Genomic DNA, 20,085 nt, shown 5'->3' on the forward strand with positions numbered 1-20,085 from the left:
TATGACCACCGTCGATCAGGCGATCCCCCTCCGTTCCGAACACGACCTTTTGGGCGACCGCAATGTCCCCGCGGATGCCTACTGGGGCGTGCACACCCTCCGCGCTATCGAGAACTTCCCCATCACCGGGCAACCCCTCTCCACCAACAAGCACCTGGTTAGGGGCCTGGCGGCCGTAAAGCAGGCAGCCGCACGCACCAACCATGAGCTTGGCCTGCTGGATGCCGAGAAGGCAGGCGCCATCGAGCAGGCATGCCAGGACATCCTTGACGGCATGCTGCACGAGCAGTTCATGGTGGACGTGATCCAGGGCGGTGCGGGAACCAGTTCCAACATGAACGCCAATGAGGTCATCGCCAACCGGGCGTTAGAGATCCTGGGCCACCCCAAGGGCGAGTACTCCAAGCTTCACCCCAATGACCACGTGAACCTGAGCCAGTCCACCAACGACGTTTACCCGACGGCCGTGAACCTCGCCACGATCTTCTCCGTGAAGGAACTCCTGGAGGCCCTCGAGGAACTCGAGTTGGCCTTCGCCGAGAAGGGCCGGGAGTTCCGGACCGTGGTGAAGATGGGTCGCACGCAGTTGCAGGACGCGGTTCCCATGACACTTGGCCAGGAGTTCGGCGGGTACGCCGTGACCATCGGCGAGGACCGGGCGCGCCTGGACGAATCCCACATGCTGATCCACGAGATCAACCTCGGTGCCACGGCAATCGGCACGGGGTTGAATGCCCCGGCCGGTTACGCGGATGCCGCGTGCCGCCATCTGGCCGACATCACTGGCCTTCCCCTCATTACTGCTGCTGACCTCATTGAGGCCACGCAGGACGTGGGTGCGTTCGTCCACCTGTCCGGCGTGCTGAAGCGCGTGGCCGTGAAACTCTCCAAGATTTGTAACGACCTCCGCTTGCTGTCTTCCGGACCGCGTGCGGGTTTGGGCGAGATCAACCTTCCGGCCGTGCAGTCCGGTTCGTCGATCATGCCCGGCAAGATCAATCCGGTGATCCCGGAAGTGGTCAGCCAGGTGGCGTATGAGGTCATCGGCAACGATGTCACAGTCACCATGGCCGCGGAGGCCGGCCAGCTCCAGCTGAACGCCTTCGAACCGATCATTGTGCACAGCCTGCACAAGAGCATCTCCCACCTGGAAGCAGCGTGCCGCACCCTTACGGCGCGCTGCGTCCGGGGCATCACTGCAAACACCGAACGGCTACGGCTTACCGTGGAGCAGTCGATCGGTCTCGTCACGGCATTGAACCCCCATATCGGCTACGCCTCCGCCACCGCTATCGCCCAGGAAGCGTTGGCAACGGGCAAGGGCGTTGCAGAACTCGTGTTGGAGCACGGTCTCCTGACCGCTGCCCAGCTGGAGGAACTGCTGAGCCCCGAGCGTCTGGCAAATCTCAGCAAATAGGCCGAAACTGGCCTGTAAGCGCTCCGACCAGCCGTCCCGCCCCATGAGGCATACCCCCACGAGGCTTTGTTCTGCGTGCCCGAATCCCTCTCCGGGCGCGCCCAGGACACCCCCAACAGGACACCCCTAAGGATTCCAATGACCAACCCCATCACGGACCACACGGTCCCGGCCCAAGCGCACGCCAGCGAGAAAGCCCTCCACCAGGAGGACTCCGGCTACCACAAGGACCTCAAGCCCCGCCAGATCCAGATGATCGCGATCGGCGGCGCGATCGGCACCGGGCTGTTCCTGGGTGCCGGCGGCCGACTCAACGCAGCTGGCCCTTCCCTTGTCATCGCGTACGCAATCTGTGGTTTCTTCGCTTTCCTGATCCTCCGCGCACTCGGTGAACTGGTTCTGCACCGCCCGTCGTCGGGTTCCTTCGTTTCCTACGCCCGTGAGTTCTACGGCGAGAAGGCCGCCTTCGTTTCAGGGTGGTTCTACTGGATCAACTGGGCCACCACCACCATCGTGGACATCACCGCCGCGGCGCTGTACATGAACTTCTTCGGAAAATACGTCGCCTGGATTGGCGCTGTTCCGCAATGGGCCTGGGCGCTGATTGCCCTGGTGGTAGTCCTTTGCCTCAACCTGGTGTCCGTGAAGGTCTTCGGCGAAATGGAGTTCTGGTTCGCGCTGATCAAGGTGGCAGCACTGGTGGCCTTCCTCCTGGTGGGCACCTACTTCGTCATCTTCGGCACACCCGTGGAAGGCCAGGAAGTCGGCTTCAGCCTCATCGCAGACAACGGCGGCGTCTTCCCCAACGGCGTCCTTCCCATGATCATCCTCATGCAGGGTGTGCTGTTCGCCTACGCATCGATTGAGCTCATCGGCACTGCAGCCGGCGAAACTGCCAACCCGGAAAAGATCATGCCCAAGGCCATCAACTCCGTGGTCATCCGCATCGCCCTCTTCTACGTTGGTTCCGTCATCCTCCTGGCCCTGTTGCTCCCGTTCACCGCTTACGAGAAGGGCGTCAGCCCCTTCGTGACGTTCTTCGGCTCCATTGGCGTTGAGGGCGTGGACGTCATTATGAACCTCGTGGTGCTCACCGCAGCCTTGTCCTCACTGAACGCCGGGCTTTACTCCACGGGCCGCATCCTCCGCTCCATGTCCGTGGCCGGTTCGGCCCCGAAGTTCGCCCAGCGCATGAATAAGGCTGGCGTCCCGTACGGCGGCATCGCCATCACGGCCGGCGTTTCCCTGCTCGGCGTTCCTCTGAACTACCTGGTCCCGTCCGATGCTTTCGAGATCGTCCTCAACGTCGCATCCGTGGGCATCATCGTCACGTGGGCCACCATCGTCCTGTGCCAGATGCAGCTCAAACGATGGGCCGACAAGGGGTGGCTCAAGCGCCCGTCCTTCCGGATGTTTGGTGCCCCCTACACCGGCTGGTTGTCTTTGATCTTCCTGGCAGCTGTGCTGATCATGGTCTTCATCGAGTCCCCATTGACCATGCTGGTCACCGCGATTGCCTGCGGACTCATGGTCTGGGGCTGGTTCCTGTGCCGCAAGCAAATCCATGAGCTTGCTGCCACCCGTGACGGCTACACGGGCAGCGCCCCCGTCATCGCCAACCGCCCTCTTCCCGGCGGCGACAAGTAACAGGCAACTACCGCTAGTTCACGACGGCGGCACCCGGGTTCCGTACCAATCGGAACCCAGGTGCCGCCGTCGTACGTTAACGCACCCAACTGAGAAGGGGGCGGACACAGACATCCGATCATTCGTGGCTACTATTGGTCCATGGCTGTCACAGACGAGGCGATCAGCAAGATCAAAGACATGCTGATCCGCGGCGAACTCAAGGCCGGCGACCGACTCCCGCCGGAAAAAGAACTGAGCGAACGGCTCGGCCTTTCAAGGAGTTCATTGCGTGAGGCTGTGAAGGCTCTGGAGCTGATCCGTGTGCTGGATGTTCGCCGCGGCGATGGCACCTACGTGACAAGCCTCGACGCGAAGCTGCTCAACGAAGCCGTTGGGTTCGTCGTTGACCTGCACCAGGACCGGTCCATCCTGGAACTCTTTGAGGTCCGACGAATCCTGGAGCCCGCAACCGCACACCTGGCGGCCGCTAAAATCACGCCGGCCGAGCTGCAAGCCCTGCGAAGCACCATGGACGGCATCGACGAGAACACGGACGTTGAGGAACTCGTCGCGCATGACCTGCAATTTCACAGCATCATTACCGAGGCCGCGGGAAACGACTACCTCGGGAGCCTCTTGGAAGCACTGTCCAGCAGCACCGTGCGGGCCCGGATCTGGCGCGGACTGACGCAGGAAAAAGCTGTGGCGCACACCTTGGCGGAGCACCACGCAATTGCTGACGCCTTGGAACGCGGCGACGCTGAACTGGTGCGGGCCCTGGTCACCGTGCATATCAGCGGCGTAGAGAACTGGTTGCGGCAGGCGCTCTAATTGTCCGGCAAAGGGGTGACCGCCAAGCCGTAGGTCCGCACCGCCGTCTCCTCCAGCACAAGGTCCTGCTCCGAGGGACTCAAGGAAGACACCAGTTCCAGCAAGACATCCAGCGTCCGGCCGTACGGTGCACCCACAGTACTCACTGGCCAGTCACCGCCAATCATCAAACGCCCCGGCCCGAATGCCTCCAATGCTGTTTCAAACAGCGGCCGCAACGCATCCGCGGTGTAGTCGACTCCGGGCAAATGTAAGCCGGAAAGTTTGGCCACTGTGTTCGGCTCCCGTCCCAGCGCCAGGAAGTCTGCGCGCCACAGGTCCATGAGCGAAGGATCAGCCAGCGGCGGCTTACCCAAATGATCCAGCACAACGGTCAGTTCCGGCATCTCACGGGCGAGCCGAACCGCAGAACCGAGGTGCCGTGGAAAAGCATCGGGGATGTCCAAGGTGAGGCCGCGCCGCGCCACCAGCGCCAGCGACTCCCGAACAGGCGGAAGATCCAGGAAATCATCCCGGGGATCGTCATGCACCAGATGCCGCACTCCCCTGAAAACCGCTTGAGCCGTGAATCGATCCAACTGCTCAGCGGCGTCAGCCGGCGCGTCCAACCTGATCCAGCCCACCACTCCGAACACCCAGGGATTCCTCGCGGCGACGGCCAACATGCTTTCGGTATCGGCAACGGAATCGTCGGCCTGCACCAGCACGGCTCCCCTGACTCCGGCAGCGTCCAACGTCTGGCGCGCCTCATCTTCGCCGAAGCTGCGGAAGAGTTCACCATACTGCGGGCCCAGCCACGGATAGTGGCGCGCACCGCCGGTGACGAAGGTGTCCAGGGTCCACAAATGCAGGTGCGAATCAATCACCGCCCAACGCCCTCCAAAGCCTCCCACAGCTCGTCCGGCACGGTCGCCTCCATACGGGCAGCGTTGATGGAGACTTGTTCAGGAGAAGTCGCCCCGGCTGTCACGTTCACCACTGCCGGGTGCCGCAGCGGAAACTGGAGTGCCGCCGTCGGAAGTTCCACGCCGAAATTGCGGCAAACGGCTGCGAGCGCACGCGCCCGTTCCAGCACATCCGGTGGTGCCTGACTGTAGTTGTAGTGGGCGTCCTCGGGGACTTCGGGCCGGGCCAGGAGGCCCGAGTTGTAGGCACCAACGCTGACGACGCCGGTGCTGCGCTCGGCACAGCGTTCAAGTAGCGGGACGCGGGGCTGCTCAAGCAGGGTGTACCTGCCGGCGAGCATCACAAGGTCCAGGTCCGCGGCTTCGACGCACTCCAACGCCGCTTCGGCAGAGTTGATGCCCACTCCGATCGCCCGGACCATACCCTCGGAGCGGAGTTTCTCCAGGGCCGGGAGCGCTTGGGTGATTCCGGCCTGGAGATCGTGGACGTCGGGATCGTGCAGGTATGCGATGTCCACGTGGTCCAGGCCGAGCCGTTCCAGGGAGTCTTCGATGCTGCGGCGGACGCCCTTTTCGGAGAAGTCCCACACACGCCGGGTGGTGGCTTGGACGTCGAAGCCTTCGGGGTCCTGGCCCCCACGTGTGTTGGGCTCCAAGAGCCGGCCAACCTTGGTGGAGATGACAAATTCGTTGCGGGGCTTGTCCCTAAGAACAGCACCCAGTCTCTGCTCGGAGAGGCCCAGTCCGTAGTGGGGCGCGGTGTCGAAGTAGCGGATGCCGGCGTCCCAGGCTGCCAGGACGGTTGCGAGCGCCTCTCCGTCGGGGATGGCCCGGTAGAGGTTACCGATGCCCGCCCCGCCGAAGCCCAGTTTGCCCAGTTTTCGCAGATCGAGTGAGTTCATGGCAGTTCCCATACCCTTTGGATACCCGTATCCGCCCCTGAGTAATCGTCGTGGACCTCTAAGAGTTCAGCCATTCGGGCCTGCCATGGCACATTGGCCGGGTGGTGGGCGAGCGCATGCCGCATTTCTTGATAGTTGTCGACGTCCACTACGTGGAAGAGGTCGAGCCCGCTGCGCCAGATACGCCAGTTCCGCACACCGGCTTCCTTGAGTGCCGCCACCAGCTCAGGGGGAATGTGCGAGTGGGCGTCAGCGTACGCCTCTTCCGTCCCTGGTTTGAGCCGTGTGTGGAGGGCGATGCTCTCAACCATTCACGGCCTCCGGCTCTGCAGCCGACGGTTTCAGGAAGAGTTCCACCACAGGTACGGCGACGTCCGGCCGCTGCACTGGCAGCTTGATGGTCAATGTCCCTGGCGGTTGGCCTCCCTGGGTCATGTTCATGGCCTGCTGTCCGGGGTTTACTTCTTTGAGGAACACCTCGGAGGCGTCGTTCAGCAACTGCGCGTACTCGACCTTCCCGGCAAGGTCCGGGAGGTGGACGTACTCGAACGGCCAAGCGAACAGGTGGACGTAAAGCCTGTCACCGCGCTGCGTGTATCGCGTATCTGCCGGGGCCGTGAACTGCGAGGCCCCCGCCCCGTAGATGGCGCGCGAGTGCAGCTTCATCCAGCCGCCAATGCCTTCCAAGGATGCCAGGGCCCGAGGATCGAGGTTTCCCCTTCCGGTAGGGCCGACGTTGAGCAGCAAGTTGCCGCCCTTGGAAACACCGTCTACCAGCATGCGGATGAGCAGGTCCACGGATTTATAGTTCAGGTTGTCCCTGTCGTAGCCCCAGCTTCCGTTCAGTGTCTGGCATGCCTCCCAGGTGACCGGTTCGCCGTCGAGCATCATGGGGCCGGCGGGCTGGTACTGTTCCGGCGTGACGAAGTCTCCCGGGATTTCCAGCCGGTCGTTGACAATAATGCCGGGTTGCAGCTCCCGCACCATGGCGAGCAACGCCTCAGAATCCCAATCCTTTCGCCCCTTGCCGCCCCAGAATTCCTCTTCATGTCCACCTGTGTAGGAGAAGTCGAAGAACAGGTAATCGATGGTTCCGTAGTTGCTCAGGAGTTCACGCACCTGGCCGTGCAGGTACTCGCGGTAGCGGGCCATGTCGCGCCCGGCGTTCAAGCTTTCGACGTCGGCAGCGTTGCGTTGCGGGTGTACCCCGTCAACGGTGAAGTCGGGGTGGTGCCAGTCAACGAGCGAGTGGTAGAAGCCGACCTTCAGCCCCTCAGCCTTGAGTGCTTCCACATACGGTGTGATCAGGTCGCGGCCGGCCGGCGTGTTGGTGGCTTTGTAATCAGTCAAGGCTGAGTCCCACAGGCAGAAGCCGTCATGGTGCTTGGTGGTGAGGACCACGTACTTCATCCCCGCATTCCGGGCGGCGCGGGCCCATTCCCTGGGATCGTAGAGGTCCGGGTCGAAGCGTTGGAAATACTTTGAGTACTCCTCCACTGTGATTTCTTCCTGGTTCATCACCCACTCGTGCCGGGCAGGCAGGGCGTAGATGCCCCAGTGCACGAACATCCCAAAGCGTGCCTCTTCAAACCAAGGTGCGTGCTGAATCAACGGGATTCCTTCCAGATGGGGCCGTTCGGAAAACTGTAAGCGGCCAGTGTTTCACGGAGCATTTCGTTTCCGGCCCCGGGGTTCGACGGCGGCCAGTAGGCGCCGTCGTGGACCACCACGGGAGTGATGAAGTGTTCATGGAGGTGGTCCACGAACTCGATGGTCCTGTTCTCCCTGGTACCGGAGACAGCTACGAAGTCGAACATGGACAGGTGCTGCACGGCTTCGCAAAGGCCAACCCCGCCGGCGTGCGGACATACCGGCACACCGAACTTGGCAGCAAGAAGTAGTATCGCGATGTTCTCGTTCACGCCCGCTACCCTGGCGGCGTCAATCTGCAGGACCTGAAGTGACCCTGCCTGAAGCATCTGTTTGAACACCACACGGTTCTGGACATGTTCACCGGTGGCAACGGGGATGGGCGCAACTCCACGGGAGATTGCAGCGTGGCCCAGGATGTCGTCCGGGCTGGTGGGCTCCTCAATCCAGGCGATGTCGTAGGGAGCGAGGTGGGCCATCCAGTCGATGGCTTCCTGCACGTCCCAACGCTGGTTGGCGTCCACGGCGATCTTGATGTCGGGGCCCACAGCAGCGCGCGCAGTCCTCACGCGGCGGATGTCGTCCTCCAAGGAGGCGCCCACCTTCAACTTGATCTGGGCGAATCCGTCAGCCACGGCTTCCTTGGCCAGCCGCGTCAGTTTCTCGTCGCTGTAACCCAGCCAACCCGGCGTCGTGGTGTACGCGGGGTAACCCTCAGCGCGAAGTGCCGCTTTGCGGGCTTCGCGTCCGGGTTCGGCGGCGCGAAGTATGCTCAGCGCCTCGTCCGGAGTGAGCGCGTCCGTGAGGTACCGGAAGTCCACGAGCGCTACGAGTTCTTCGGGCGTCATACCTGCGAGCAACTCCCACAGGGGCAGACCTGCACGTTTGGCTTTCAGGTCCCACAGAGCATTGACCACCGCACCGATAGCCATGTGCATAACGCCCTTCTCCGGCCCCAGCCACCTGAGTTGGGAATCATGGGCCAACAGTTTCCAGGTGGCGCCCATGTCAGCGAGCAGCTCTTCAACTGACCGGCCGAGGATGTGCCCGCGGAGGGCATCAAGCGCCGCCGTTTCAACCTCGTTCCCGCGCCCAATCGTGAACACAAACCCGTGGCCCTCGTGCCCATCCCCGGCATCCGTGCGGATGATGAGGTACGCCGCTGAATAGTCCGGGTCCGGATTCATGGCATCGGAACCATCAAGTTCCAAGGACGTTGGGAAGCGGACATCGAACGTATCCACTGCGGTGATGGTGCTCATACGGCTCCTGAGGTGCGTTGCTCTACCTTTACCCGACACTAAACATCGGATGTATACCTTGTCAATGGGTCACATTTCCGTATTATGGGTAACAACACCACACTAGAGTTCGGATGTTAGTCCCGAACGCACGGAGGAAGCCATGACCTTGAAATTCGCCAGGCTGGGTACGGCCGGAAACGAACAACCGGCCGTCATCGCCCAGGACGCCGCCGGTGTTGAAAAGTACTTCAGCCTTACGGCCCTGACCCAAGACATCGACGGCGGTTTCCTCGCCTCGGACGGCATCGAACGCACCCGCGAAGCCCTGAACAATGGGGAACTTCCCGAGATCTCAGCGGAGGGCCTGCGCATCGGTGCACCCATTGCCCGCCCGGGCGCCGTCGTCGCCATCGGCCTCAATTACACCGCGCATGCTGCCGAATCCGGTGCTACGCCGCCCGAGGTTCCCGTAGTTTTCCTCAAGCCCACCAACACCATCGCCGGGCCGTTCGACGCCGCCCCCATCCCGCCGTCGTCGGAAAAGTACGACTGGGAAGTGGAACTGGCAATCGTGATCGGCAAGGAAGCGTCATACCTTTCCTCCCTATCCGACGCCGAAGCATGCATCGCCGGCTACGCCGTGGCCAACGACCTCTCGGAGCGCGACTACCAAATCCCCGGCGCCGCAGGACAGTGGACCAAAGGCAAATCCCTTCCCGGCTCCACTCCCCTGGGCCCGTGGCTGGTTCCAGCCTCGGACATCAATGCCGGCAACCTCCGCCTGCAGACCCTGGTCAACGGCGAGGCCCGCCAGGATTCCAGTACCTCGGACATGATCTTCCACCCCGCAACGATCGTGCACCACCTCAGCCAGTACATGGTCCTGGAACCGGGCGACGTGATCATCACGGGCACGCCGGAGGGTGTGGCACTGTCCGGCCGTTTCCCCTTCATCCAGCCCGGCGACGCGGTGGAACTGGAAATTGAAGGACTTGGACGCCAGCGCCAGGAGTATTTCCGTGCGCAGGCCGGCGCGCAGTCCGGTGCGACCGCCCACATCTACGCCTAACGCCGTGGCAACCTCGGTGGGCAACGACTTCGAAGGCCTCACAGCACTCGTAACCGGCGGCGCCTCGGGCATCGGGGCAGCCATCGCGGACCGCCTGGCGGCAGGGGGCGCGCAGGTGGCGGTCCTGGACCTGGCCCCCGAAACCAGCCCGCACTTTGGAGTGCAGTGCAACGTCGCCGACGACGGCTCGGTGCGTGCCGCCGTCGAGCGCGTTGTACAGCAGTTCGGCCGCCTGGACATCGTGATCAACAACGCCGGCATCGGCGCGCAAGGTGACATTGCCGCGAATGACGACGACGAGTGGCTGCGTGTCCTCAACGTCAACGTGGTGGGAATCGCGCGCGTCACCAGGGCAGCCCTGCCGTATCTGCGCGAATCCCCGGCGGCTGCGATCGTGAACACCTGTTCCATCGCCGCCACCGCCGGACTCCCGCAGCGTGCCCTGTACTCGGCGTCGAAGGGCGCCGTCTTGTCGCTGACGCTCGCCATGGCCGCGGATCACGTCCGGGAGGGCATCCGCGTGAACTGTGTGAACCCCGGCACCGTAGACACCCCGTGGGTTGGCCGGTTGCTCGATTCAGCCGCTGACCCCGCCGGTGAGCGGGCCGCCCTCAACGCCCGCCAACCGCACGGCCGGATGGTGGACCCTGCCGAGGTGGCCGGTGCCGTCGCTTACCTGGCGAGCCCGCTGTCCGGATCGACGTCGGGAACCTCCCTGGCGGTGGACGGCGGCATGCAGGGACTGCGGTTGCGCTCATCTTAGGTGGGAGGTACGACGCCGGAGCGAACGCGCGCGCCGACAGGCCGCCGTCGCGCGTTGCTTCGTAACGCAACGGGCCCGCAACCTCCGGCAGCGGTGATTCGCCTATGCTCAACTCCAAGAGATCAACGGCGACTCACTTAGCAGACTCAGGAGATACAGCCATGAGCAACTGGCGCATCAGGGACTTCCACTCGTCCGATTTGGACGGCATCCTGCACCTCTGGGAGTCACTCAAAGCCGACGGCGTGGAACCCGTATACGCACTGTCCGAGGTTCTGGCGTCCTGCGAAAAAGACCATGCCGTGGTGGCGGTGCAGGGTGAACAGGTGGTGGGAGCCGCCGTCGGACGCGCGGCCCACGACCAAGGCTGGATCGTTTTCCTGGCAACGCTGACGGAGTTCCGCGGACGCGGGATCGGCACCTCACTGCTCTCCGCCGTCGAGAACCGCATGGCCCCGCACGGGCTCAACAAACTCTCCGCGCTGATGCCGGAAACGGAAACGCGGGTGGAAGCATTCCTGGGCCGCGGCTTTGTGGTGAAGAAGAACCTGCGCTACTTCGAGCGGACCATCCCCGTGCAGCGGCAGGAACTCGGGGCATTGGGGCTCTTGGGCGGGCGCATCCTTGCCCGGGATCTCTGGGAGAATGTGGCCGGCATGCGCCGAGAGAAGGAACTCCTGGAACGCCGACTGGTTCTGCCATTGGCTGAGGCTGATCTGGCCGATGAATACGGCGTTGTTCCGCCCCGGGCCGTGGTACTTTTCGGTCCTCCAGGCACCGGCAAAACCACGTTCGCAAAAGCCATTGCGTCCCGGCTTGAGTGGCCGTTTGTGGAGGTGTTCCCGTCCCGCCTCGCCTCCGATCCCAAGGGCCTGGCCGGTGCTCTGCGCGAGACGTTCCTGGAAATTGCCGAACTGGAACACGCCGTGGTGTTCATCGACGAAGTGGAGGAGATCGCGTCGCAGCGGGCCGGTGACCCGCCGTCCCCGCTGCAGGGCGTCACCAACGAACTCCTCAAAATCATCCCGGCTTTCCGCGAACAACCCGGCCGGCTGCTGGTGTGCGCTACCAACTTCATCCGCGCCCTGGACACCGCGTTCCTGCGCCACGGCCGGTTCGATTACGTCATTCCCATCGGTCTCCCGGACGTCCATGCCCGCGAGGCCATGTGGCAGCGGTTCATCCCCACAACCGTGGTGGACTCAGTCGATATTGCCCAGCTGGTGGAACGAACCGAAGGCTTCTCACCGGCGGACATCGAGTTCGCTGCCCGCAGCGCCTCCCAGCGGGCTTTGGAAAAAGCAGTGTACGACGACGATGCTGCCTCGGGCGGTTCAGCCGGCCTTGCGTCCGGGGCCGGGTCCACCGGGCGCAAGGGACCCGAGACGCAGGACTACCTCGACGCGATTGCGGATACCCGGACCACCGTGAGCCCCGAGGTGCATCAGGACTTCCTGGAAGACATCGACGTGCTGGGGCGGGTGTAGGTTTCTGCCGGCGAGATCGCCGGAACGCTGCCGGGCCGCCGGAATGGTGTGAGATCGCCGGGTCTATCCGGCGATCTGGACGCATTCCAGCGATCTCGGCGAGGGGCCCATGGGTGGCGGTAATCTTTGAGCCATGTCCTCGAATCCCCATCGCCATGCGCTCTCCCGCATGGGCGGCCGCGATCCCCACGAAAAACACCGCACCGCCACCCCGCTTGAGCTGTTCTTCGACCTGACCTTTGTTATTGCCTTCGGTGTTGCCGGCAGCCAGTTCGCGCACGCGGTGGCCGAAGCGCATTTCGGGGCGGGCCTTTTGGGCTTTAGCTTCGCTATGTTCGCGGTGATCTGGGCTTGGATCAACTTCACGTGGTTCGCCAGCGCCTACGACACCGATGACTGGGTGTTCAGGGTGGTCACCATGATCCAGATGGTTGGCGTCCTCATCCTGGCCATGGGCATTGAGCCGATGTTCCACTCGATTGTGGAAGGGGATCATGTCAACAACGTGGCCATCCTCATCGGTTACATCATCATGCGCGTAGCTTTGATCTTCCAGTGGCTGCGCGCTGCCCGCCAAGACCCGGAACGCCGCGAGACATGCCTCCGTTACGCGAAGTACCTGGCAATCGTGCAAGTTGGCTGGGTCATCGCCTTGGTGATTGAGACGGATGTGCTCACCACGTTCCTCCTGGCGGCCCCTTTGTTTGTCCTGGAGATGGCGACCCCGTACTTCGCAGAACGCAAGATCCGTACGCCCTGGCATGCTCACCACATTGCTGAAAGATACGGCCTGCTTGCCATCATCGCCCTGGGTGAATGTTTGATTGGCGCTATTGAAACCCTGCGGGCAATCGTTGCCACACACAGTTGGTCCATGGACGCCGCCTTGGTGGGCTTGAGTGGAACCGGGCTGGCCTTCGCCATGTGGTGGATCTACTTCATCCTGCCCTCAGGCCCTGCACTTCACGTCCAGCGGCATCGCTCATGGGTGTTTGGCTATGGGCACATGCCGGTCTTCGCAGCCATTGCGGCTACAGGCGCGGGACTCCACGTCGCTGCGTACTTCATTGATCACGAGACACACATCCCGGCGGCTGCTGCCGTGGCCTCCATCGCCATCCCGGTGATCCTCTTCAAGGCCTCACTCACCACCCTTTACTGCATCATGCTGGGTCCGGATCGCGACCTCATCTGGAGTTCCGCGCTGGTGGTCCTGGGTCTGGCGTCCAGTATTGCCCTGGCCGCGGCCGGTGCATCCGTGCCCATCTGCATGCTGGCAATGATGCTGGTGCTGGGCCTGTCCATTGGGTACGACGAACGGCGTGGGCACAAAGGCAGGGCGGCAGCACTCCGTCGGCTCGAATCCGCCGCTGGCTAGGGCATTCCGGTGCGTTGCGAGGCCCGCTCTGCACGCAATATCGCCTCGAAACCATGCAGAGTAGGCCCCACAACACACCCCGCTTGTGTTGCGAGGCCCGCTCTGCACGCAATATCGCCTCGAAACCATGCAGAGTAGGCCCCACAACGGGTGGATTTGGGGTTACTCGGGGACGATCTCGTCCAGTTCCTTCAGCAAGTACGGGTTGATGCGCTCCAGAATCATCCGGACCTCTTCGCGTGGAACGGCCGCGTACAGCACAGGGCGGGCATCGGCGTAGCGGGTTACCGGAGGCTTGTCCGGCCACTTTTCCGCAAGCGCTTTGACCCTCTCGGGCAGGGAGTTGTGGGCGTTGTCCGCGATCTTCACCAACGTTGCGTCGTGGTCCTCCGCTACGAAACGGATACCGGCGTCGTAATCATCCGGGTCCTCGTGGAAGCGGCGGGTGACACGTTCGATGATGTCTACCGCACGCTCGGACACCCCCATTTCGAGCAGGGCCTGCCGGGTGATAGGGGTGTCTTCGGCGATGTCATGAAGGTATCCGGCGATCTGGATATCTTCATCGAAGTCGGCGAGCGCGTCGCCCACGGCCAGAACGTGCTCCCGATACGGCCGTTTGAGCTTGTCCTTCTGCCGGTTGTGAGCCACCTCGGCCAAAACCTGGGCTGTCTCTACGGTAAAGCGTGGTTCGGTCATGCTGGCCTCCGGCTTGAAGAGGGACCGACGGGGATCGGTCCTTCCCTTCAGGCTATCCGCTGTTCGGGCCCCGAAACACCGAGCTACCCGGCCTCCGGCTCTGCCCGCTCTACCAGTCTTGAACTGCGCGGGCTGCAATGGCAACGGTGATGGCCCTGGGCAAACGCTGAGCGAAACCTGCCGCAACGCGGTTGACCCAACCGGAGACCACGCTGCCGGGGGTGTCCTTGCGATCCAACGCCTTGAGCGCTGTTCCCACAACTTGCGCAGAGGTCTGCATCTTGCCCGCGGCGGCTGAGTCGCCGCCAAGGACGTCGAAGAACTCGGTGCGCGTGGCACCCGGGCAAAGGGCCAGGACGTTGAGACCGGAGTTTTTAGTTTCGTGGGCCACGGCTTCGGTGAAGCTCAGGACGAAGGCCTTGGTGGCGCCGTACACGGCCATGCCGGGAATGGGTTGGAAAGCCGCGGTGCTGGCGACATTCACCAGCGCACCCTTTCCGGAGGCGAGCAGATCTGGCAGGAATGCACGGGTAATATCCACGAGGGCGGCCACATTCAGCGAGATCTCAGAGGCAATGGTGTCCGGGTCTTCCTCCACCAACGGACCATGGGTTCCGAATCCCGCGTTGTTAATCAAGGTGTCCACCGTGATTCCCCGCCCGGACAGTTCGCTGAAGAGCTCGCGTCCGGCACCGGCCCGGCCGAGGTCCATGGGGAGCACAGCGACGGTGATACCGTGCCGGGAGCGCAGGTCCTGGGCCAACTCCTCAAGACGGTCTGCGCGCCTGGCCACTAGGACGAGGTTGGAACCCCGGGCAGCAAATTGCCCGGCGAATTCGGCGCCGAGTCCGGAGCTGGCACCGGTGATGAGTGCGGTGGTACCTGCGTAGGTCATGGTCATGGCTGGATCCCGTCGGTTGAGTCGAAGACTAATGTAGTCGCTGTCTACATGGTAGGCAGTGTCTACATTGTTGTCAATGACTACATTGGCCTAGACTTGACCCATGACTGACCAGCCCTACCACCACGGCAAACTCCGGGAAGCACTTTTGGAGCGTGCCATGGAAACCATCGAAGAAGCTGGCGTGGACGGACTCTCCCTGCGGCAGCTGGCCCGCGACGTGAACGTCAGCCACGGAGCCCCGGCCAAACACTTCCGCGACAAGCAGGCCCTGATCGACGCCGTGGCCATGGCCGGCTTTGAGTCGATGAACCGCCGCATTCGGGATGCCGCCCAGTCCTATGAAAACCTCCGGGGACGTTTCGTCAGCGTTGGGAAGGCGTACGTCGACTTCGCCGTTGAGCACCCCGCACTGCTGACGGTGATGTACTCCACCAAGCACCACCCCGATTCCAGCGATGAACTTCGAAGCACCGGCGCCCAAGGCATACACCTCGCCCAGGCCATGATCGCTGAAGCGCAGGAGGCCGGCGTCCTGGCTCCCGGCAACCCCGAGACACTGGCTATGGTGTGCTTCGTCAGCCTCCATGGCACAGCCCTTCTCGCGGCTGGCGGGCAGTTGGACGGAAATTCAGTGGAAGACGTGGTCATTGCCACCACGGACACTTTATGGGCAGGAATGACGGCCGGAGTCCAGGCCGCGCAAGTCAACTAAGCCTCGATCCCGCCAATGACTTCCCGCACCGCTGAGCTCAGCTGGAAGTTGCGGCAGCCCACTCCCCCGGGCTCGGCCGTCTGCGGCACGTACCCAAAGCCGAGTTCATACACAGGGTCCGCGAACCCCAAAGATGCGCTGGCGCCGTCGTGCCCGAACGCACGGTAGCTGCCGAACGGCATCCGCGTGTGGGATTTCATGAAAACGGTGCCGAAGCAGCCGGTCTCGCCAAAAACGCGGTCGATCCCGAAGACCTGTTCAGCGGAGACTGTCCGGATGGTCTCCTCTGTCAGGAGAGGCGGCGTGGCGACTTCGCCTTCCAGCCCGGTCAGCGCCGCAGCATAGATCCTCGCCATGCCTTCCGCGCTGGCCACGCCGGCCGCCGAGCTCAGCCCCGCGGCCCTGACTTCACGGATGTTGGGCAGGTCCAGGATGTCACCGACTGCCGAGTTGGCAGCCAGGCCGAAGTGACTGGCCGGGTCCACCCATGGCCACGACGGGTCGGCCGCCCAACGGAAAGGCTCAAAGCGGGCCTCCTCGGAATCGGGCAGGCCAAGGTAGAAGTGAGCGCCGGTCGCGGCACGGATCCGCTGCTCGAAGACTTCCTGCAGCGTGGAACCGGTGATGCGCCGGCACAGCTCTTCCATGAAGATGCCAATGGTCAGCGCGTGATATCCGAATGCCGCGCCGGGCTTCCACAGCGGCGGAAGCTGTGCGAGCTTGGCGGCTGCGAGCTCTGAGTTGTTGACCTCGTGGAGGGTCAGGCCACCTTCCAGTCCAAGGAGCCCGGCCTGATGCGAAAGTAGCTGCGCCACCGTCACTGAGGACTTGCCCTCAGCGCCGAATTCAGGCCAGTACTTGACCACTTCGGCTTCAAGATCCAACTGGCCGTCCTGGACGAGCAACGCGATGACCAGGCCGGCCATGCCTTTGGAACACGAGAAGACGCCCGTGACGGAATCAGGGCGGATGCGCGGGCCGCCGCTGAGGTCCAGCACCTTGACGCCGCGATGGTACGCCGCCACTTGCGCAGAATAGTCAGGATCCTGCTCGAGAAAACGGCCAAAGAGCTCGGCGACGGGTTCGAAACCTGGGGCGATCAGCTGTGACTGCATTCAGACAGCCTACGCGGCGGTCGATTCAGGCCTGGGGAGTTTTCCACACCCAAGGCGTTTTTGGCACATTTTGCGGGGTGAAGTGCTGGAGCGCATCCTGGACGCTTCCGGCAGGCAAATCCAGGGACTCAAGGATCAGGTCACGCACGCGTTGGGCGGGAATTCCGACGGCGGCGAGGTCGCCCAGCGTCACGGCACCGTCGCGCTTTGCCAGCCTGACGCCGTCGTGATTCACCACCAGCGGAACGTGGGCATATTCAGGGACCTGCAGCCCCAGCAGCGTCGCCAAGTAGGCCTGCCGCGGGGTGGACGGGAGGAGGTCATCGCCGCGCACCACCTGGTCAATTCCTTGGGCAGCATCGTCAACAACTACCGCGAGGTTGTAGGCCGTGACGCCGTCGTTCCGGCGAAGCACAAAGTCATCCACCACTCCCAGGTAGGTGCCGTGCAACTGGTCCTCAACAGCCCACTCCGAAACCTCTGAGCGCAAGCGGATGGAAGCCGGACGCGTCGCATGCCGGATCTCGCGTTCGGCGTGCGAAAGTCGCCGGCACGTCCCCGGATAAGCGCCCTGCGGGGCGTGCGGTGCGGACGGCGCTTCCTGGATCTCCCGCCGCGTGCAGAAGCACTCGTAGGTGCGGCCGTCAGCCGTGAGGCGCGCAATCGCGGCTTCGTACAGTTCCGCCCGCTCCGTCTGGCGTACGACGGCGGCGTCCCACCTGACGCCGACGGCCTGCAGGTCGCGGAGCTGCTCGGCCTCGGCACCGGAGCGGGCGCGGTCCAGATCCTCGACGCGCAGCAGGAAATCCCGGCCGCTGGACTTGGCGAATAGCCAGGCGAGAATTGCGGTGCGAAGGTTGCCGACGTGCAGTTCGCCGGAGGGGCTCGGGGCGAAGCGGCCAGCGGAAGTCATGATCCAAGCCAACCACAAGAGCCCCTCAGCTACCGCAACGATCCGGTAGCTCAGGGGCTCTTGCTGTGACACCCGGGTGAAGGGGCGGGTGCAGAATGACAATGCTGTGAACAAGAGTCAATCAGCGGCTGCTTCCTTGCGGGAAACCTGTGCAGGGCTCCGGGTGGTGTTCCGGGGTCCTGGTGCCTGCGGGTTTTGGCGGTAGCCTCGTCCTGCTTCGTTGTCATCATTTGAGCAGAAGACATACAGTTGGTGCAACGGACATCAGAACGATTAGTCGATCTGACCAGTCTTACGTGAAAACTTAGTCAGGGAGTGGTCACATTGCAGGAACTCGACGCCACGGACCGCCGGATCCTCGCCGCTTTGGACGAGGATCCACGCGTGCCCATCATGGTGCTGGCCCAGACGTTGCACCTCGCTCGCGGAACAGTTCAGTCACGCCTGGAACGAATGACGGCGTCCGGCGCCCTCCGCCCCAACAGCAGCCGCGTCCTGCCCTCGGCTTTAGGCCGTGGCGTGGCAGCTGCCGTCAGCGCCGAACTCGATCAAAGTCACCTGAATGAGGCCATCGCTGCACTGCGGGAGATCCCGGAAGTCCTGGAATGCCACGCCCCGGCCGGCGATACCGACCTCATCATCAGGGTGGTTGCCAAGAGTCCGGACGATCTCTACCGCGTATCCGAAGAGATTCGCCTATGCCCTGGCATAGTGCGCACGTCAACCAGCATGTTCCTCCGGGAAGTGATCCCCTACCGGACCACTGGCTTGCTCGCGGAGTAGGGCCTTAGACCGGGGGTCCGATGTTGGTTTTCAGGTTCTTCATCACCAGCGTTGAGGTCAGCCGTTCCACCGCGGGAAGGGCCGCCAGTTCGTCGTCGTAGAACCGCTGATACGCGGGGAGGTCCGCGGCAATGACCTTGAGCAGATAGTCCGGCGACCCGAAGAGCCGCTGCGCCTCCACGATGTTGGGACTGGCGGTGACGCGCTCTTCAAACTCCGCCATGATGGTGCGTTCCACCTGCTTGAGGGTCACAAAAACAATCGCTTCGAAACCCAGGCCCACTGCGGCAGGGTCGATGTCTGCACGGTAGCCGCGGATCACCCCTGAGGATTCCAAATCGCGGAGCCGCCGGTGGCAGGGAGCCACCGTCAAACCCACCTTCGAAGCAAGGGCTGTGGCAGTCATCCGGCCGTCATCTTGGAGGTGGCGCAAAATACTTCTATCGATCCCGTCAATCACGCAATAATCTTACCGGGAACGACGGGCAGTGGGCTAAAAAGAGGAACACTTATGGCCGGTTTTTCCCTAGAGTTTTCCTACCACCTAGCCCTGGAGAGAAAACGTGAACCCGCAGCTGTTTATGGCCTTCATGATCGTCGCCGTCAGCTTGGCGTGCACGCCCGGCGTCGACTGGGCTTACTCGATTTCGGCCGGACTCAAGCAACGCAGCTTCGTCCCCGCCGTCGCCGGCCTGTGCAGCGGATACGTCGTCCACACCGCGCTAATGACGGCAGGGTTGGCAGCCCTCTTGGCGGGAGTCCCAGGACTACTGGGGTGGCTGACCATCGCGGGAGCTGCCTACTTGCTGTGGCTCGGCGTGGCTACCATCCGCTCGTGGCGAGGCGCGAGCTTCAGTGCGGAAGGCGGCGTCGTGCAGTCCGGAAACCAGCTCCGCACCTTCCTTCAGGGCATGGGCACCAGCGGTATAAATCCCAAAGGCCTGCTCTTCTTCGTGGCGCTGGTGCCACAGTTCGTCAGCCCCGAGGCGGCACTGCCGGTTCCGGTCCAGTCCGGCTTGCTGGGCCTGACCTTCGTGATCCTGGCCGGCATGGTGTACACCGCAGTCGCATTGACCTCCAGGAAGCTGCTGGCTTCCCGGCCCGGCGCCGCCCGCGTTGTGACCCTGATCAGCGGAATCATCATGATCGGGCTGGGGACAGCGCTGCTATCCGAGCAACTCCTTCCGCTTCTACAGCAGATATAGCCGGCACGCCGCTAGGCCGCAAGCAGCTCATCCAGGCGCTCGTATCCTTCGATCACGCCGTAGTCCATCCCGGTAGCCAAAGCCATGTCCCGCGCTTCAACCGAGGGGTAGACCTCGTGCGCGGACATCCGCGTCCTGCCATCGATATCTTCGAAAGTGGTGGTGCTGATGACCACTTGGTTGGGCGCGCCCTCGAACTCGACGGTCTGGATGATCAAAGCGTCGGGTTCGACCGTGTGGAAAACGCCGCGGAATCCGGCCATTCCATTATCGTCGCCGCTCTCGTAGCGCCAGCTGCCGCCAGTGGTGGCGTTGTACTCGGTAATTTTCGTTTGAGTACTGCGCGGGCCCAGCCACTTAGCCAAGAGATCCGGGTCAACGTGGGCTTTGAAGACCGCACTGACCGGGGCATCGAATTCGCGGACCGTGTCAACGAACGGGACGCCAGGGTCAGCGGTGATTGTTGTTGGATTGCTCAT

General features: G+C 63.1%; 21 protein-coding genes. 10 read left to right on the forward strand and 11 right to left on the reverse strand.

Annotated features, from left to right (window positions below; all coding sequences use genetic code 11):
• Position 1: 1 nt before the first annotated feature.
• From aspA to MOD31_RS19060, 3 genes are all read left to right on the forward strand, one after another.
• On the forward strand, positions 2-1,417 hold the full coding sequence (aspA, locus tag MOD31_RS19050) for an aspartate ammonia-lyase (RefSeq protein WP_142937650.1): 1,416 nt from the start codon (positions 2-4) through the stop codon (positions 1,415-1,417).
• 138 nt (positions 1,418-1,555) lie between these two features.
• On the forward strand, positions 1,556-3,064 hold the full coding sequence (locus tag MOD31_RS19055; protein ID WP_142937649.1) for an amino acid permease: 1,509 nt from the start codon (positions 1,556-1,558) through the stop codon (positions 3,062-3,064).
• Between the two features lie 141 nt (positions 3,065-3,205).
• Positions 3,206-3,877 carry a FadR/GntR family transcriptional regulator gene (locus MOD31_RS19060; RefSeq protein WP_142937648.1) on the forward strand — a complete coding sequence of 224 codons (672 nt, stop codon included), beginning with the start codon at positions 3,206-3,208 and terminating at the stop codon, positions 3,875-3,877.
• Here MOD31_RS19060 and MOD31_RS19065 read toward each other — a convergent pair.
• From MOD31_RS19065 to MOD31_RS19085, 5 genes are read right to left on the reverse strand one after another with little or no spacing between them, the layout of a single operon-like run.
• Positions 3,874-4,743 carry an amidohydrolase gene (locus tag MOD31_RS19065; protein WP_250821399.1) on the reverse strand — a complete coding sequence of 290 codons (870 nt, stop codon included), beginning with the start codon at positions 4,741-4,743 and terminating at the stop codon, positions 3,874-3,876. The two genes, MOD31_RS19060 and MOD31_RS19065, sit on opposite strands and share 4 nt — an antisense overlap.
• Positions 4,740-5,684 carry an aldo/keto reductase gene (locus MOD31_RS19070; RefSeq protein ID WP_250821400.1) on the reverse strand — a complete coding sequence of 315 codons (945 nt, stop codon included), beginning with the start codon at positions 5,682-5,684 and terminating at the stop codon, positions 4,740-4,742. Before MOD31_RS19070 ends, MOD31_RS19065 begins: the two co-directional genes overlap by 4 nt.
• Positions 5,681-5,995, reverse strand: a complete 315-nt coding sequence (locus MOD31_RS19075) for an L-rhamnose mutarotase (protein ID WP_223941131.1) — start codon at positions 5,993-5,995, stop codon at positions 5,681-5,683. Before MOD31_RS19075 ends, MOD31_RS19070 begins: the two co-directional genes overlap by 4 nt.
• Positions 5,988-7,295 (reverse strand): alpha-L-fucosidase, encoded by a 1,308-nt coding sequence (locus MOD31_RS19080; protein ID WP_142937644.1) that lies wholly within the window; start codon positions 7,293-7,295, stop codon positions 5,988-5,990. The genes MOD31_RS19075 and MOD31_RS19080 overlap by 8 nt, the downstream gene beginning before the upstream one ends.
• The gene (locus tag MOD31_RS19085; protein WP_250821401.1) at positions 7,292-8,596 is read right to left on the reverse strand and encodes an L-fuconate dehydratase; all 1,305 of its coding nucleotides are present in this window, start codon (positions 8,594-8,596) and stop codon (positions 7,292-7,294) included. The genes MOD31_RS19080 and MOD31_RS19085 overlap by 4 nt, the downstream gene beginning before the upstream one ends.
• A 142-nt stretch (positions 8,597-8,738) precedes the next feature.
• On the opposite strand from MOD31_RS19085, the gene MOD31_RS19090 reads away from it, so the two are divergent.
• The 4 genes from MOD31_RS19090 (at position 8,739) to MOD31_RS19105 (ending at position 13,275) form a co-directional block, all read left to right on the forward strand.
• Positions 8,739-9,647: a fumarylacetoacetate hydrolase family protein gene (locus MOD31_RS19090; protein WP_250821402.1), complete on the forward strand. Its 909-nt coding sequence runs from the start codon at positions 8,739-8,741 to the stop codon at positions 9,645-9,647.
• Between the two features lie 4 nt (positions 9,648-9,651).
• Positions 9,652-10,410 (forward strand): SDR family oxidoreductase, encoded by a 759-nt coding sequence (locus MOD31_RS19095; RefSeq protein ID WP_250821403.1) that lies wholly within the window; start codon positions 9,652-9,654, stop codon positions 10,408-10,410.
• A gap of 161 nt (positions 10,411-10,571) precedes the next feature.
• On the forward strand, positions 10,572-11,897 hold the full coding sequence (locus MOD31_RS19100; RefSeq protein WP_250821404.1) for an ATP-binding protein: 1,326 nt from the start codon (positions 10,572-10,574) through the stop codon (positions 11,895-11,897).
• A gap of 133 nt (positions 11,898-12,030) precedes the next feature.
• Complete coding sequence (locus MOD31_RS19105) at positions 12,031-13,275, forward strand: low temperature requirement protein A (RefSeq protein WP_250821405.1); 1,245 nt, start codon at positions 12,031-12,033, stop codon at positions 13,273-13,275.
• A gap of 162 nt (positions 13,276-13,437) precedes the next feature.
• On the opposite strand, the gene MOD31_RS19110 is transcribed toward MOD31_RS19105, so the two are convergent.
• Together MOD31_RS19110 and MOD31_RS19115 are read right to left on the reverse strand one after the other, a co-directional pair.
• Positions 13,438-13,974 carry an HD domain-containing protein gene (locus MOD31_RS19110; protein ID WP_142937638.1) on the reverse strand — a complete coding sequence of 179 codons (537 nt, stop codon included), beginning with the start codon at positions 13,972-13,974 and terminating at the stop codon, positions 13,438-13,440.
• 109 nt (positions 13,975-14,083) lie between these two features.
• Complete coding sequence (locus MOD31_RS19115) at positions 14,084-14,875, reverse strand: SDR family oxidoreductase (protein ID WP_250821406.1); 792 nt, start codon at positions 14,873-14,875, stop codon at positions 14,084-14,086.
• 103 nt (positions 14,876-14,978) lie between these two features.
• On the opposite strand from MOD31_RS19115, the gene MOD31_RS19120 reads away from it, so the two are divergent.
• A complete protein-coding gene (locus MOD31_RS19120; RefSeq protein ID WP_250821407.1) occupies positions 14,979-15,590 on the forward strand; it encodes a TetR/AcrR family transcriptional regulator in 612 nt (203 codons plus the stop codon).
• Here the strand turns inward: MOD31_RS19120 and MOD31_RS19125 are convergent.
• Both MOD31_RS19125 and gluQRS read right to left on the reverse strand, forming a co-directional pair.
• Positions 15,587-16,705 carry a serine hydrolase domain-containing protein gene (locus MOD31_RS19125; protein ID WP_250821408.1) on the reverse strand — a complete coding sequence of 373 codons (1,119 nt, stop codon included), beginning with the start codon at positions 16,703-16,705 and terminating at the stop codon, positions 15,587-15,589. The two genes, MOD31_RS19120 and MOD31_RS19125, sit on opposite strands and share 4 nt — an antisense overlap.
• A 25-nt stretch (positions 16,706-16,730) precedes the next feature.
• Positions 16,731-17,618, reverse strand: coding sequence for a tRNA glutamyl-Q(34) synthetase GluQRS (gluQRS, locus tag MOD31_RS19130; RefSeq protein WP_250821409.1), 888 nt, complete (start codon positions 17,616-17,618; stop codon positions 16,731-16,733).
• A gap of 324 nt (positions 17,619-17,942) precedes the next feature.
• On the opposite strand from gluQRS, the gene MOD31_RS19135 reads away from it, so the two are divergent.
• Positions 17,943-18,401, forward strand: coding sequence for an Lrp/AsnC family transcriptional regulator (locus MOD31_RS19135; protein ID WP_011776418.1), 459 nt, complete (start codon positions 17,943-17,945; stop codon positions 18,399-18,401).
• Positions 18,402-18,405: 4 nt separating this feature from the next.
• Here MOD31_RS19135 and MOD31_RS19140 read toward each other — a convergent pair whose 3' ends face one another.
• Complete coding sequence (locus MOD31_RS19140) at positions 18,406-18,861, reverse strand: Lrp/AsnC family transcriptional regulator (protein ID WP_011776419.1); 456 nt, start codon at positions 18,859-18,861, stop codon at positions 18,406-18,408.
• A gap of 103 nt (positions 18,862-18,964) precedes the next feature.
• Here MOD31_RS19140 and MOD31_RS19145 point away from each other — a divergent pair, with 103 nt between their 5' ends.
• A complete protein-coding gene (locus MOD31_RS19145) occupies positions 18,965-19,606 on the forward strand; it encodes a LysE family translocator (RefSeq protein ID WP_250821410.1) in 642 nt (213 codons plus the stop codon).
• An 11-nt stretch (positions 19,607-19,617) separates the two neighbouring features.
• Here the strand turns inward: MOD31_RS19145 and MOD31_RS19150 are convergent, their stop codons facing one another.
• On the reverse strand, positions 19,618-20,085 hold the full coding sequence (locus tag MOD31_RS19150; RefSeq protein WP_011776421.1) for an SRPBCC family protein: 468 nt from the start codon (positions 20,083-20,085) through the stop codon (positions 19,618-19,620).

This window comes from Paenarthrobacter sp. TYUT067 (assembly GCF_023656375.1).
Lineage (GTDB): Bacteria > Actinomycetota > Actinomycetes > Actinomycetales > Micrococcaceae > Arthrobacter.